At 74.1% G+C, this 12,726-nt stretch carries 17 protein-coding genes; 7 read left to right on the top strand and 10 right to left on the bottom strand.

Annotated elements, in window-relative coordinates; translation table 11 throughout:
• Positions 1 to 49: 49 nt before the first annotated feature.
• Positions 50 to 274 carry an e9imm peptide gene (locus ACW69E_RS23235; protein ID WP_457500225.1) on the top strand — a complete coding sequence of 75 codons (225 nt, stop codon included), beginning with the start codon at positions 50 to 52 and terminating at the stop codon, positions 272 to 274.
• A gap of 222 nt (positions 275 to 496) precedes the next feature.
• Here the strand turns inward: ACW69E_RS23235 and ACW69E_RS23230 are convergent, their stop codons facing one another.
• Together ACW69E_RS23230 and ACW69E_RS23225 are read right to left on the bottom strand one after the other, a co-directional pair.
• On the bottom strand, positions 497 to 871 hold the full coding sequence (locus ACW69E_RS23230) for a VOC family protein (protein WP_457500276.1): 375 nt from the start codon (positions 869 to 871) through the stop codon (positions 497 to 499).
• 221 nt (positions 872 to 1,092) lie between these two features.
• Positions 1,093 to 2,595 (bottom strand): alpha/beta fold hydrolase, encoded by a 1,503-nt coding sequence (locus ACW69E_RS23225; RefSeq protein ID WP_457500224.1) that lies wholly within the window; start codon positions 2,593 to 2,595, stop codon positions 1,093 to 1,095.
• An 86-nt stretch (positions 2,596 to 2,681) separates the two neighbouring features.
• Here ACW69E_RS23225 and ACW69E_RS23220 point away from each other — a divergent pair, with 86 nt between their 5' ends.
• Both ACW69E_RS23220 and ACW69E_RS23215 read left to right on the top strand, forming a co-directional pair.
• Complete coding sequence (locus tag ACW69E_RS23220) at positions 2,682 to 3,605, top strand: helix-turn-helix domain-containing protein (protein WP_457500223.1); 924 nt, start codon at positions 2,682 to 2,684, stop codon at positions 3,603 to 3,605.
• A 120-nt stretch (positions 3,606 to 3,725) separates the two neighbouring features.
• Complete coding sequence (locus ACW69E_RS23215; protein WP_457500222.1) at positions 3,726 to 4,136, top strand: RidA family protein; 411 nt, start codon at positions 3,726 to 3,728, stop codon at positions 4,134 to 4,136.
• A gap of 34 nt (positions 4,137 to 4,170) precedes the next feature.
• Here the strand turns inward: ACW69E_RS23215 and ACW69E_RS23210 are convergent, their stop codons facing one another.
• The 7 genes from ACW69E_RS23210 to ACW69E_RS23180 form a co-directional block, all read right to left on the bottom strand.
• Positions 4,171 to 4,989 (bottom strand): GvpL/GvpF family gas vesicle protein, encoded by an 819-nt coding sequence (locus ACW69E_RS23210; protein ID WP_457500221.1) that lies wholly within the window; start codon positions 4,987 to 4,989, stop codon positions 4,171 to 4,173.
• The gene (locus ACW69E_RS23205; protein WP_457500220.1) at positions 4,986 to 5,300 is read right to left on the bottom strand and encodes a gas vesicle protein K; all 315 of its coding nucleotides are present in this window, start codon (positions 5,298 to 5,300) and stop codon (positions 4,986 to 4,988) included. Before ACW69E_RS23205 ends, ACW69E_RS23210 begins: the two co-directional genes overlap by 4 nt.
• A 104-nt stretch (positions 5,301 to 5,404) precedes the next feature.
• Positions 5,405 to 6,358 (bottom strand): gas vesicle protein, encoded by a 954-nt coding sequence (locus tag ACW69E_RS23200; RefSeq protein ID WP_457500219.1) that lies wholly within the window; start codon positions 6,356 to 6,358, stop codon positions 5,405 to 5,407.
• A complete protein-coding gene (locus tag ACW69E_RS23195; RefSeq protein WP_457500218.1) occupies positions 6,348 to 6,908 on the bottom strand; it encodes a gas vesicle protein in 561 nt (186 codons plus the stop codon). Before ACW69E_RS23195 ends, ACW69E_RS23200 begins: the two co-directional genes overlap by 11 nt.
• A 78-nt stretch (positions 6,909 to 6,986) precedes the next feature.
• A complete protein-coding gene (locus tag ACW69E_RS23190) occupies positions 6,987 to 7,484 on the bottom strand; it encodes a hypothetical protein (RefSeq protein WP_457500217.1) in 498 nt (165 codons plus the stop codon).
• Positions 7,481 to 7,975: a DUF6415 family natural product biosynthesis protein gene (locus tag ACW69E_RS23185; protein WP_457500216.1), complete on the bottom strand. Its 495-nt coding sequence runs from the start codon at positions 7,973 to 7,975 to the stop codon at positions 7,481 to 7,483. Before ACW69E_RS23185 ends, ACW69E_RS23190 begins: the two co-directional genes overlap by 4 nt.
• A gap of 184 nt (positions 7,976 to 8,159) precedes the next feature.
• Positions 8,160 to 9,344, bottom strand: a complete 1,185-nt coding sequence (locus ACW69E_RS23180; protein WP_457500215.1) for a helix-turn-helix domain-containing protein — start codon at positions 9,342 to 9,344, stop codon at positions 8,160 to 8,162.
• A gap of 113 nt (positions 9,345 to 9,457) precedes the next feature.
• Between ACW69E_RS23180 and ACW69E_RS23175 the strand changes: the two genes are divergently transcribed.
• Complete coding sequence (locus ACW69E_RS23175; protein ID WP_457500214.1) at positions 9,458 to 9,988, top strand: flavoprotein; 531 nt, start codon at positions 9,458 to 9,460, stop codon at positions 9,986 to 9,988.
• 156 nt (positions 9,989 to 10,144) lie between these two features.
• On the opposite strand, the gene ACW69E_RS23170 is transcribed toward ACW69E_RS23175, so the two are convergent.
• Positions 10,145 to 10,588, bottom strand: coding sequence for an ATP-binding protein (locus ACW69E_RS23170; RefSeq protein WP_457500213.1), 444 nt, complete (start codon positions 10,586 to 10,588; stop codon positions 10,145 to 10,147).
• A gap of 169 nt (positions 10,589 to 10,757) precedes the next feature.
• Between ACW69E_RS23170 and ACW69E_RS23165 the strand changes: the two genes are divergently transcribed.
• The 3 genes from ACW69E_RS23165 to ACW69E_RS23155 are packed head-to-tail and all read left to right on the top strand — an operon-like array spanning position 10,758 to position 12,704.
• A complete protein-coding gene (locus tag ACW69E_RS23165) occupies positions 10,758 to 11,597 on the top strand; it encodes a helix-turn-helix domain-containing protein (RefSeq protein WP_457500212.1) in 840 nt (279 codons plus the stop codon).
• A 3-nt stretch (positions 11,598 to 11,600) separates the two neighbouring features.
• On the top strand, positions 11,601 to 11,837 hold the full coding sequence (locus ACW69E_RS23160) for a DUF397 domain-containing protein (RefSeq protein WP_093654814.1): 237 nt from the start codon (positions 11,601 to 11,603) through the stop codon (positions 11,835 to 11,837).
• A gap of 45 nt (positions 11,838 to 11,882) precedes the next feature.
• Complete coding sequence (locus ACW69E_RS23155) at positions 11,883 to 12,704, top strand: SAM-dependent methyltransferase (protein ID WP_457500211.1); 822 nt, start codon at positions 11,883 to 11,885, stop codon at positions 12,702 to 12,704.
• The last annotated feature ends 22 nt before the right edge of the window (positions 12,705 to 12,726 follow it).

Here is a 12,726-nt window from a genome sequence, read left to right as displayed (position 1 = left end):
CACGGCCTGGTGGGCAGGGCATCGCCCTGCATCGGACAGGGGATGACGTATGACCGGTCACGGTATGACCCGCGAGGAGGCGCTTCTCCTGGCGCGGCGCCTGCTGGAGGGTGACTACGCCGACGAGGCCGAGGGCGATGCGCTGGTGGACGAGCTCGAACGCGGCCTGGCCTGCCCCCGCGTCGGCGACTACCTCTACTGCGACCGAGGACCTGAGACAACCGCCGAGGAAGTGGTCGATCGGGCCCTGGCATACCGGCAGGCCGCCCGGTGACGGCCATCCGGCAGGGCGTGTCCGCGTGTGCTCGACTCGGTGCGGCCATGGCACGGCATCCTGTCACCCGGTGCCGACAGTCTCCTGGGGAGCGGCCGGACGGTGGCCGTGTGCTGACCCGTACGGCCCGGGGTGGCCCCGAGCCGTACGGGGGAACTCGACGACGGCAGGCGGCGCGTCACCGCCCGGCGTCAGCGGCCTCGGCCGGCCGCGCCCGGCCGGTTACAGATACGGCCGAGTGATCAGTTCGATCGCGTGGCCGGCGGGGTCCTTGAAGTACACCCCGCGACCGCCGTGCTCGGTGTTGGTCTCGCCCGGGCGCCGCATCTGCGGATCGGCCCAGTGCTCGACACCGCGCTCGCACAGCCGCCGGTACGCCCGGTCGAACAGGTCGTCGTCGACCAGGAACGCGTAGTGCTGCATCTGGATCTCCACCGGCGGCTCGGCGAACTGCAGCAGCACGCCGTCGGTGAGCTGGATGTTGGTGAACACGCCCCAGGACGGTGCTTCCGGCAGTTCCAGGAGCTCCCGGAAGAACCGGGCCGACTCGTTCCGGTCCCTGGCGGCGATGATGGTGTGGTTGAAGGTGACTGACACTTGGCTGACCTCGCTGTCGCTCGGCACGGAGAGATGGACTCGCGGTGCACGGGCGCGGGGAGGTCCGCGTGCCGAACCGTGGGGGTGCCTTCCGCGCCCCCGCAGTGCGGTCAGCCCTCCACCGGGTAGCCGATCCGTGTGTGGCGTGGCGCCGGTCCGGTGTTCACGTCGGGCGACGTTACCGGGTTCCGCCGGGTACGCCAACAGAGTTCGGCAGCAAGTCAGTTCCGCAGGTGCCCCAGTACGGACCGCATCGCGCGGTCCACGGCCCGGCGGGCCGGCTCGGTGTGGTCGACGGTCTCGAAGCCGTGGTGGCCGCCCGGTACGTCGATCACCTCCACGGCGGCTTCGCAGTGCTCCGCCGCGCTCAGGAACTCCTTTACGGAGGAGGCGAGTTCGGGGAGTTCCAGTTCCACCCGGGTCAGCACCACAGGCAGCCGTCCCGCGGTGCGCAGCGCGGCCGCGGGGTGGAAGCGGGAGGCGTCGACCGGCCAGCCCGGCGGGGGCGCGAGCAGGGGGTAGGTGGCCGCCAGGCAACGCAGCCACGGCGGGGGCGCGGCCAGCCAGTCCGCCGACAGCAGCCCGCCGCCGGAGAAGAACCACAGCGCGATCCGGTCCCCGTCCACGCGCGGGTCGGCCCGTACGAGGCGGACGGCCTCGCGGACATCCTCGGCCGCGCGCTCGTAGTCGGCGATGTCGTGCAGCCGGTGGTCCACCGTCGCGCCGACGGCGCCCAGGCTCGCCGCGTACCGGGCGTAGCCGGTGAAGGCGGGCCAGTCCCGGGGGGTGGGGCGCGCCTCGGGCGGGACCGGGCCGCCGTGGACGAACACCACGGCGGGGCGGGGGCCGTCCGCTTCGGGCAGGTGGAGGTCGACCCGTCCCGTCCGCTCGCGGCGCGCCTCGGGTACGTCCAGGACGAACGGCCTCAGGCGCGCGGGCCGTTCGTCCTGCGGCGGGGGGATCCGGTGCCCCTCTCCCGCGGCGGCCCGCAGCAGTACGCCGGCCAGTTCGCCCGGGGCGGAGAGCATCGGCCAGTGCCCGGTGGCGAGTTCGAAGAAGTCCACCCGGGGGCCGGTGAGTGCCAGGAAGCGTGGGTCGCCCAGGCCCACCATGGCCTCGACCGTGGCGATACCCGGTCCGTTGGCGGTGCACAGGATGCCGGTCGCCGGTATCCGCGACACGGACCCGGCCGGCCGGAACGGCTGGGTGAGGGTGTCCGCGGGCTGGGGTGCGGCGAGGCGGGCCAGCCGTTCCAGTGCCTCCTCGGGCACACCCGCGGTGCTGCCCCAGCGCCGCCAGCCGTCCGGGGACGGCGGAGGCAGCAGCCCGCCGCCCCGCCCGTCCGCGTGCGAGAGCCGTTCGCGGACCGTGCCGTCGGGCACGAGGGCGAGGGCCGGGTCGCCGTCGCGGGGGACGCCGGTGTCCAGGTGGACGATCCGGGCGATCCGCTCCGGACGCCGCCCGGCCGCGCCCAGTGCCGGGTGGATGCCGTAGCAGTGGCCGACGAGCACCACCCGTGGCGCGTCCAGCCCCTCGATCAGCCGCACCAGGTCGTCGATGTGTGTCTCCAGGCCGGCGCCCGCTCCCGCCGGGTCGCCTGGTCCGCTCATGCCGGTGAGCGTCACCGGGTGGGCCTCGGCCCCCGATTGCCGCAGCCGGCCGGCCACCTCCTCCCACACCCAGCCGCCGGTGTGGGCACCCGGCACCAGTACGAAAGCCGTCATGGCCATGCTCCTCCCCGTTCCTTCCGGGCGCGGGCCGCCCGCGCCCGCCGGTACGGTAGGAACTCCCCCAGAGGGAGGTTCAAGCCTTGTCGCCCGACGGCCTGTTGAGCATCGGGGAGCTCGCCGAGCGGGCGGGCACCACCGTCAAGACCGTCCGTTTCTACTCCGACCGCGGACTGCTGCCCGAAGCCGGCCGCAGCGCCGGGGGACACCGCCGCTACGGCCCCGGGGCACTCGACCGGCTCCGCGCGATCCGCTCACTGCGCGCCCTCGGCGTGCCGGTCCCCGAGGTGGGCCGGGCCCTGGAGGGGGACGACGCGCTGGAGGACGTCGTCACCGGCCGGCTGCGGGACGTCGGTGCGCAACTGGCCGCCCTGCGCTGGCGGGAGGCCGCCCTCCACCTGCTGCGGGGCTGCACGGCCGAGGAGCGCGCCGACCGCCTGCGACTGGTCGGCGCCGTCTCCGCCCCGCCCGGCACGGCGGCGCTGGCCCGTTTCTGGCGGGGCTGGCTGCCGCCACGGCTCCCGGCCCGGCTGGTCTCGCAGATCCTCGAACACGCCGTCCCCCGGCCCCCGGACGACCCGACCCCGGCCCAGGTGCTGGCCTTCGCCCGGCTGCACGCCTTCGTCTCCGGCCCCTGCCCCGGCACCGCCCGGCAGTGCCGGCCCGCGGCGCACCGGCCGGAGGAGGGCTACCGCCCGGCCGTGCTCTACGGCGGCCTCGTCGAGGCGTACGGGCTGGCGGCACAGCCGATGCGGGCGGGGCGTCCGCCGCACCGGGGCGAGGCGCTGGACTGCTTCGTCTCCGCCTACGCCCGCTCACGCGGTACGCGTGACACCCCCGGTTTCCGGCGCGGGCTCGGGAGCCAACTCGCCGCCGATCCGCGCATCGACCGCTACTGGCAGCTCGTCGCCGAGGTGACCGCGCCGCCGGACGGCCCGCCGGAGCCCACCCCCGGCGCCGCCCACGACTGGCTGCTCACCGCGCTGTCGCAGGAGCGGGCCGCCTGACGGAGCGTTCGGCGATACGGTTCCCGCCCGCCTTTATCCGGAGGAGCGGACCCGGCGGGCTGTGGCAGGCTGGCGACCTTGCAGACCCGCAGACCCGCAGACCCGCCGAGAGGAACCGCCGTGCCCCGTGCCGTGACCCTCATCCGTTCCGGCTCCCTGTCCGACGTCGCCGAGTACGCGTACGCGGCCACCGTGCCCGCCGAGGCGCGGCTGGTCTTCCTCGCCGGGGCGTGCCCCCTGAACGAGGACGGGTCCACGGCGGCGAAGGGCGACTACGCCGGGCAGGCGGCGAAGGCCGTGGAGAACATGCGGACCGCGCTCGCCGACGCGGGCGCCTCGATCGAGGACGTCGTCAGTACGCGGGTCCTGGTGGCGTCGAGCCGCCAGGAGGATCTGGTGGCCGCCTGGGAGGTCGTCCGTGACGCCTTCGGGGAGCACGACGTGCCCAGCACCCTGATGGGGGTGACGGTGCTCGGGTACGACGACCAGCTCGTGGAGATCGAGGCCGTCGCCGCCGTGCTCGATTCCTGAGCCGGCCGGGACCGGATCCGCCGGCGGCCGGAGCCTAGCCCCGCTCCGGGGCGGCGGGGTCGCGGGGGCCGTCGGGGAGGTCGGCGAAGGTGTAGGGCGGCCAGGGGCCGAGGAAGCGGATGCGGGCGGCGGGCTGTTCGTCCCGGACGGCGGCCAGCACGGCGCCGACCGCCTCGATGTCCTCCGTACGCGCCAGCAGGGCCGCCGAGAGGACGTCCGCCTCGTCCGGGTCGCGCACGCTGCGCGACCGCTCCCGCAGATCCTCGGTCACGGCCAGCAGCCGGCGGCGCGCATCCGCGTGGAGGACGTCGGCCAGGCGCTCGGAGGACTCCCTGCGCAGCTGTTCGAGCTGCTTGGCCAGCAGGCGGCGCAGCCCGGGGGAGCGGCTCGCCATCTCCGCCTCCAGGGCGCGGGCGCGTTCGTCGTCGCGGGCGGCCTCCGTTCGGTCGACGGTGATCTCCACCCGCAGCTCCGCCCGGCCCTCCAGAGCCTCCAGCCGGGAGCGGAGCCCGGCCGCGCGGGAGGTGAGCCAGTCGCGCAGGCGCTCCTCGGCGGTGCGGGGGTCCTGCGGCGAGGGATCGGGGGCGACCAGCACGTTGAACGTCATCGGCAGGAGCGCGCCGGTGCGCTCCCACACGGCCACCACCGCCCGGTCCTGCTCGGCCACCCGGCGCCGTACGTCCTCGTCCGTGCCCTGGTAGGGGGCCGGTTCGGCGTCGTGGACCAGCGCGGCCAGTCCCGTGCCCGGGGCGGCCAGCAGGCGCAGGGGGCGTTCGTCGATCCCGGTGACGCCGTCGGCGGCGCCGGGGTGGTCGGGCACCACCGCGTACACGTACAGGGCCGGCTCCGTCACCGCCGTGCCTCCTCGGCCCAGCGGGCGGGGTTGACCAGTTTGTCCACCACGTCGTCCACCACCTCGTCCAGGCCCCTGTGCAGGTCCGAGACGGAGTCGGTGATGCCGTGGTCGGACTTGATCTCCTCGATGGCCTCGTCCAGCTCCAGCAGTGCGTCGCCCAGGCGCTCGAGCTCCTCCTCGGTCAGGTCGCCGCCGTTCATCCGGCGCAGCGCCTGCCGCTCCAGGGCCTCCTGGATCACCTCGACCAGGGTGACGACCAGGGAGAGCACCCCCTGTTTGAGGCTCTTCTCGTCGACTGTGATGGCCATGCTCTCTTCTCCGTCCTTCTCTTCCCGGCGGCTTCCCGGCGGCTGTCCGCCCGCCGCTCGCCCACCGTCCGCCCGCCGCCTTGTCGGGGGCCGCGGTGTGTGCGTCAGGCCGAGGACAGTGGTGCCGCGGTGCGCAGCGAGTCCAGTGCCCCGGCCCAGCGCCCCGGTTCGTCGGCCGTGAGCGTCACCGGCCCCTGCGAGGCCGTCTCCACGGTGACCACCGTTCCCCCGCCGGCCGGTGAGCGCCCGGGCTCGGTGCGGACGGCGGTGATGTCGTCGGCGGGCAGGACCAGGGCGGGGCGGGAGTCCAGCGGCGACTTCCACACCAGTGCGTCCGGGGTGAGCCGTCCCTGCCCGCCGCGCCACAGCGGGCCGTCGCGGCGCGGCTCGTGGTACCAGAGGTGGCCTTCGAGGACCGTCCGGCCGCCGTCGTCCCCCTCGCCGTCCTGCCGTTCCGGGCCGGCGGGGGACGTCTCCAGCGGGCCGGGGCACGTACTCGCCAGCAGGGCGCGCAGTCTCTCCGGCTCGGTGCAGGACAGCAGGGCCTCGCGGCCGTCCGCCAGGGCGACGCGCAGCCTGGTGCGCTGTTCGCCACCGACGCTCCGCTCGCTCTCCGGCCGCACCGCGCGCACCGCCGCCAGCTCCGTCTCCCACAGCACCTCGCGCGGCTCGCGGCGCATCACGACCAGCCGCCGGTCGGTGAGGTGGACGGTGCCGGGGCGCCAGGTGGTCTGGAAGCCGTCCTCCAGCAGATGGCCGCCGCGCATGTGGACGACGTGCCGCTCCCCGGCGAGCAGTTCGAGTTCGCGGCGCCCGGTGGAACGCTCGGCCCAGGCGCGGGTGTCCTCGTCCCACCGGCGCAGCATGCCGTACTCCAGCATGGTCTCCATGCCGGCTATCGCGGCGCGCAGGCTGACGCCGATCAGCGGGATGCCGGCCACCGAGACGATGAGGTCCAGGTGGAGGACGGCGCCCTTGTTCAGCAGGACCTCGACCAGGTCGTCCAGGGTCACGCGCGGGTCCCTGGTGGGCTTCATCGGCGGGCGTTCAGCCGTCACGGCCACCGCTCCCGCCGTCCTCCGGTCCGCCGCCGTCCTCCGGGTCCCCGCCGTCGTGCGGGCCGCCGTCGCCGTCGCCGGCGAGGGCGCGCGGGGCGGCGCGGCCCCGGTTCAGCCGGGCCTGGGCGCTGCGCCAGCCGCACCACGGGCACATGTCCTCCAGCAACTGGTGCACCGGAGAACGCTTTCCGCACTCGGGACAGCTGTCCTTCTCCTCGCGGGCCTCGCGCCAGGCGGCCGTGTCGACATCGGTGCCGGAGGGGAACTCCAGCCCGTAGCGCGCGGCGGTCTCGAAGGAGGCCAGCGCCGCCCGCAGCCGGATGCCGAGGAGTTCGACCCCGGCCACCGACACCATGATGTCCGCGTTGAGCACCAGCCCCTTGTCGAGGAGGGTCTCCACCACATGGGCGAGGCTGCCCTCGCCGTCCCGCCGCGGCTCCAGCGGCTGGGGTGTCAGCGTCCGGGCCCGCGGCGCCGCGGGTACGCGCGGCGGCGCGGGCCGGACCGCGTCGGCCTCGGCGGGAACGCCTCTCTCCTGGTAATCGCTCACTCGTTACGCCTATCCGGGTGACCGCTTCCCATGCGTCCGTGGTGCGTGCTCAGCCGGGCGTACGGGGTGAGAGCCCTCTCACCCCGCGGTCTCCGCGGCCTTCGCGGCCTCGGCCGCCGCGGCGGCGCGGGCCTCGGCGTAGGCGTCACGGAGGTCGGGGCCCCAGGCGGGCGCCCGGTCCGAGGGCGGGACGATCCAGCCCCGGTTGCCGACCGGGTCCGGTTCGGCGACGTCCGGGTGCGGCAGCAGCACCAGGGTGCCGCGGCCCAGGACGGACATGCCGGCCACATCCAGGCCGTCCGCCGAGCCCAGGGCGACGACGAAGTCCGCGCCGAGCGGGGTGGACAGCACGGGGCCGAGCGGGGCCCGCGCCGCCCGCATCCTGCGGACCGTCTCCCGGGCGAGGGGCAGCGGGAGGCGCACCACGTCCCAGGCGATCCCGGCGGGCACCTCGCCCAGCGCGCCGTGTTCCCAGGCGGCCAGGACGGCGGGTACGCGGCCGGTCGGGTCCAGCCAGCCGGTCGGCGGGGGCTGGACGGCGGTGCCGGCCGGTGTGGAGTGCGGGGAGATGGTCACGGTGTCGCCTTCCTGTTCCACTCGGGGGTCTGCCGCAGCAGCCATCGGCAGTCGTGTGCGAGGGACCTCACCTGCTGGCGGGCGGAGTGCGTTCTGCCGTCCAGCTCCCGCCCGGCCTGGTTGGTGATCCAGTCCAGCCGTGCCCGGTAGCGCAGCCACTGGGTGGTGCTGGGGCGCAGGACGGCGGCGCGGGCCCGCGCGATCGGCAGCAGCAGCCGGATGTGGTCGCGCAACCGGGCCTCCAGCTCCAACAGCTCCCCGTGGCGCAGGGGTGCGCTGCCGTGGGCCAGGGCGCGGCCGATGGTGTGCTGGATGGCGGCGGAGTCCACCAGTACGGCCGCCTCCGGCGGATCGGCGTCGGCCGCCGGGGCCGGTGGGGCCGGCGGGCCGGTCCGCTCCGGGCCGGCCTGGCCGAACGGCCGCTTCCGGCCGGGTGGTTCACCGGTCGCGGGCGGGTTCGCGGGTGGGATGGCGTCTGGTGTGCTCTGCACGAGGTCCCCCGGACTTCTCATGGTCGCTTGCGGAACACAGCGTGGCGGCGGGACCGGCTCTCAACTGTCACTCTTCGGTGACAGGTGCAGGTGCCGTCGGTGTATGCGCGCGGGCGCACACGCCCCGGTTTCCGGGACCGGGCGCCACACGCCGCCGCGCGGGGCCACAGGCGGTCACGGACCGTCAGACGCCGATCCACGCGGCCATGCGCGTCAGGGCGTCCGGCGGCCTGCGCCGCAGGTTCAGCAGGCCGCGCACCGTCTCCCGCACCCGGGGGTGGAAGCGGGTCTGCTGGGGTGCCAGCGTGCGAGCCTGCGCCAGCGAGGCCAGCGCCGCCTCGATCCGGCCGGTCTCCATCTCCGCGCGGGCCCGGTCCACCAGCAGGGCGGCCCGCCGGGAGGCGGCCCAGCCGCGCGGCGGGCGCACCGCGCGCGCCGCGCTCAGCGCCGCGTCGTACTGGCACAGCTCCAGCCGGGCGAACACCTCGTGCGTCCCGACGTTCGCCGGGCCGAAGGACAGCCAGTGCACCGCTCCCACCTCGCCGGTGCGCCGGGCGATCTCCCCGGCCCGCGCGAGGTGGGACTCCACGGCCGCCGCGTCGCCCGCGCGGGCCGCGATCACGGCCGCGCCCAGGTGGAGCTGCCCGGCCACCGCCAGACTCTCGGTGCTCTGTCCGGTCTGGCGCAGCAGATCGTGCCCGACCGCCACCATGCGCAGGCCGATACGGTGCTCGGCGTCCCGGCTGCGGTAGGACAGGGCCCGCTTGTACTGGCGGATCGCGCCGAGCAGCGGGTCGCCGGCGTGCTCGGCGGCCCAGCCCATCCGGTCCAGCGCCACGACGGCCAGGTCGTAGCTGCCGAGTTTCGTCGTCACGTCGTGCGCGCTGCGGTACGCCGAGGCCAGCGCGCGCCACAGCTCGGTGCTCGGGTGCTCCCGGCAGGAGACGGTCAGATCCGTCAGGAGACCCGGCAGGCGGGCGGCCGCCTGGTACAGCCGGGCGCCGCGCACGTCACGGCACAGCGCGTCGGCGGACGCGACCAGTTCGGGCGCGGGGAGTGCGGGGCCGCGGGGGTCGGGCGGCAGGTCGTACAGGTCGAGCGCCTCGCGGATGGGCCGGACCAGGCCGTCGACGCGGTCGGGCCGGGGAGGGTGCGCGGACTGCCCCGTCAGGGCGGCCGCATCGGTGCGCAGCGCCCTGGCCACGGCGGCCACGAACTGCGGCGAGGCGCTCTTGTGGCCGCTCTCGACGTGGCGCAGAAGGCTGTAGGAGTAGGGGATGCGCTGGGCGAGCCCCTGCTGTGTGAGTCCGGCGCGCTTGCGCTGGGCGGCGATCCGGTTACCGATGTGCTCGTCGTCTGATGCGGGCATACCGGGTCCCTCCGTTTCTCGCGGCATCTGAACGGTACCCGCGACCCGCCGCCCGTCCCAGTGAGTTCGCGCTGATCAGGTGTGGTGAACTGCGGAGTATGAGGAACCGAGTCATGTACCTGTTCGGTTGCGCCTCCCCGCCCGTCGTCCACATCGACCGCGCGGTCCGCGACGCGCAGGCGCGGGGGTGGGAGGTGTGCCTGGGGCTGACGCCGAACGCGCGGGAGTGGCTGGAGGACCGGCTGCCGGAGCTGGAGGAGCTGACCGGCCATCCGGTGCGCAGCGCCTACCGTTCCCACGGCCGGCCCGAGACGTGGCCCAGGACGGATGTCGTGGTGGTGGCCCCGGCGACCCTGCACACGGTCAACGCCTGTGCGCTGGGCATCACTTCGACGTTCGTCGTGGGCTTCGCCGCGGAGGCGATGGGCAAGCGCATCCCGCTGGTGGTGATGCCGTGCCTGAACTCCACCTACGCCCGGCACCCGCAGTTCGGGCGTTCGCTGGAGGTCCTGCGCGGGGAGGGCGTACGGGTGCTGTACGGCCCCGGCGGCTTCGAGCCGAACCCCCCGGGGCAGGGGCGCCCGGAGGAGTACCCGTGGCACCTCGCGCTGGACGCGGCGCACGAGGCGGTGCGGGGGCGCTGACCGGCGGCGCGCCCCGCCCCGGCGCACCCGTCCGGCCGGCGCGGGAGGGCCCGAGCCGCCCCCACGCGGCTCGGGCCTGGTCTCTTGCAGGGCCCGGGTCTCCTCCCCTCGCCGGGAGGGGACCCGGGCCCTTGCGGTCATCCGGCTCCGGACGGCTCAGGGCCGGATGACGGCCCACACGATGTGGCCCAGTCCGAGTCCTGCGGACTCCACCCCCCAGGCCTGCGTGAGCGATTCGATCAGCTGTAGTCCCCGGCCGCGCTCCTCGTCGGCCCGGGGGAAGCACAGCACCGGGGTGCTGGCGTAGCTGCCCTGGTCGCGTACCTCGATGCGTATCTGGTTGTCGGCGACGTACAGCAGGCAGCCGATGCGGTCGCTGTCCGTGTGCAGCACGGCGTTGGTGAACAGCTCGGAGACCACCAGCCGTGCCGTGCGGCAGACCTCCGGGGCGAAGCCCCACTGGAGCAGACGCTCGAAGGCGCGGTCGCGGGCGTCGGCGACGGAGAAGGGCTGGGCCGGTAGCTCGAACGTCTCCTGGCGCAGGTCAGGGCACACGCCGACCGGTGCCGGGAGCGTCATCGTGCCTGGGGAGAGCGCCACGGCCGTCCGCCTTTCCGTACTTCCGCCTGTGGAGACCCTCACTATCCTCGCTGCGGTAGGCAGAAAGCAAGAGGCGTCTTGCAAATTGCAGAATATTCAAGGCAGGCTGCATGCGTCATAGACGGTGTGTCAGACTCACTGTCCGACCAGGGGTTTCGAGGGAGGGAACGTGGCGACCGTCGGGCGGATCGTGCTCGGTCTGCGACTCCGCGACCTGCGGGAAAAGGCCGGATGCTCCTTTGAGGAGGCCGCTGCCGCGCTCAGCGTCAACGCCGCGACGGTACGGCGGATGGAGAAGGCCGAAGTCGGCCTGAAACCGCTGTTCGTGGAGAAGCTGCTGGAGACCTACGGCGTCGGACGGCAGGAGATCGACTCCTTCCTGGCGCTGGTGGAGGAGTCGCGCAAACCGGGATGGTGGCACCGGTTCCGTGACGTACTGCCCGACTGGTTCGGCCTGTACGTCAGCCTGGAGGGATCGGCCTCCGTCATCCGCGGCTACGAGCCCCACTGCGTCCCCGGCCTGCTCCAGACCGAGGACTACGCCCGCGCCCTGCTGCGCACCGGCTTCCCCAACGCGTCCGAGGACGAACTCGAACGCCGGGTCGCGCTGCGCCTGGGCCGGCAGCGGCTCCTCGCGAGGCCGGGCGCTCCGCGGCTGTGGGTCGTGGTTGACGAAACGGTCCTTCACCGGTCCGTCGGGGGACCGGAGGTCATGCGGGCACAGATCGACCGACTCCTGGAGGCGGCCGCGCTGCCCAACGTCACCCTCCAGATCCTGACGTTCGGGGCGGGCCCGCACCCGGGCATGTTCGGGCCCTTCCAGCTGTTCCGCTTCGACATCCCGGAGCTGCCGGACATCGTCTACGCCGAGAGCCTCACAGGGGCCGTCTATCTGGACGAACGCCCCGACACGGCCGCCTACCTGGAGGTCCTGGACCGCATGGGCGCGCAGGCCGTATCAGTACGACACACCGAGGAGCTGCTCGGTGACATTCGCAAGGAGTTCTGACCGATGGGTCACATTTACAACGGGATGCCGGCCAAGGAGCTCGGGACCGAGGGCTGGCACAAGCCGTGGAGCGGCACCAACGGCGGCAACTGCGTGGAAGCGATGAAGCTCGGCGACGGACGGGTGGCCCTGCGGCAGTCCAGCGACCCCGACGGCCCCGCGCTGATCTACACCTACCAGGAGATCGAGTCCTTCATCCGGGGCGCCAAGCTCGGGGAAGCCGACTTCCTGCTCGCCTGAACCGCACCACCACCGACCACGACCACCCCCCCCACGGGAGACCAGATGACCGCCCAGGGCTTCTCCGCCGACGACATCGACACCAGCAGACCGCACTCGGCGCGTATGTACGACTACTTCCTCGGAGGGAAGACCAACTACGAGGCCGACATCCAGGGCGCCGAGGCGGTCATCTCCTTCTGGCCGGGAGTGCGCACCGGAGCCCGCGTCAACCGAGCCTTCATGCACCGGGCGTCCCGGTGGCTGGTGCGCGAGGCGGGCATCCGGCAGTTCCTGGACATCGGCACCGGCATACCCACCGAGCCCAACCTGCACCAGGTCGTCCAGGGCATCGCACCCGAGGCGCGGGTCGTCTACGCCGACAACGACCCCATCGTGCTGCGCTACGCGCAGGCGCTGCTGCACAGTGCCCCCCAGGGCCGCACCGCGTACCTGCACGCGGACGCGACCGACCCCGACTCGATCCTGAACCACCCCGAGCTCCACGAGGTCCTGGACCTGAGCCGGCCCGTCGGGCTCTCCCTCAACGCGCTGCTCCACTACATCAGCGACGAGAGCGGGCCGCACGAGATCGTCGCGCGGCTGGTGGACGCGATGCCCTCGGGCAGCTACCTCACCCTCACCCACTGCACCCCCGACCTCGACCCCGAGACCTGGGAGCGCCTGAACAGCCTCTCCATGTCCGGTTCCGCGGCCTCGGCCAAGGCCCGCACGCGCGAGGAGATCCTGCGGTTCTTCGACGGGCTGGAGTTCGTCGAGCCCGGCCTGACCGTGCCGCACCGCTGGCGGCCGGAGCCGGACCAGCCGTTCGCGGACGCCTCGGACGCCGAGGTGTCCCTCTACGCCGCCGTCGCCCGCAAGCCCTGAGGGCGGGCCCGCGACGCGGGCC

It is taken from the genome of Streptomyces sp. SS8 (assembly GCF_054072955.1).
The sequence above is the reverse complement of the archived record's forward strand: the minus strand, read 5'-3'. Positions and strand labels throughout refer to the sequence as shown.

Excerpts from the sequence above, each read along its gene's own strand:
- ACW69E_RS23225 (WP_457500224.1), bottom strand. The coding sequence starts at position 2,595 with ATGACGGCTTTCGTACTGGTGCCGGGTGCCCACACCGGCGGCTGGGTG.
- ACW69E_RS23155 (WP_457500211.1), top strand. The coding sequence starts at position 11,883 with ATGACCGCCCAGGGCTTCTCCGCCGACGACATCGACACCAGCAGACCG.
- ACW69E_RS23175 (WP_457500214.1), top strand. The coding sequence starts at position 9,458 with ATGTACCTGTTCGGTTGCGCCTCCCCGCCCGTCGTCCACATCGACCGC.
- ACW69E_RS23180 (WP_457500215.1), bottom strand. The coding sequence starts at position 9,344 with ATGCCCGCATCAGACGACGAGCACATCGGTAACCGGATCGCCGCCCAG.
- ACW69E_RS23205 (WP_457500220.1), bottom strand. The coding sequence starts at position 5,300 with ATGGCCATCACAGTCGACGAGAAGAGCCTCAAACAGGGGGTGCTCTCC.
- ACW69E_RS23160 (WP_093654814.1), top strand. The coding sequence starts at position 11,601 with ATGGGTCACATTTACAACGGGATGCCGGCCAAGGAGCTCGGGACCGAG.
- ACW69E_RS23235 (WP_457500225.1), top strand. The coding sequence starts at position 50 with ATGACCGGTCACGGTATGACCCGCGAGGAGGCGCTTCTCCTGGCGCGG.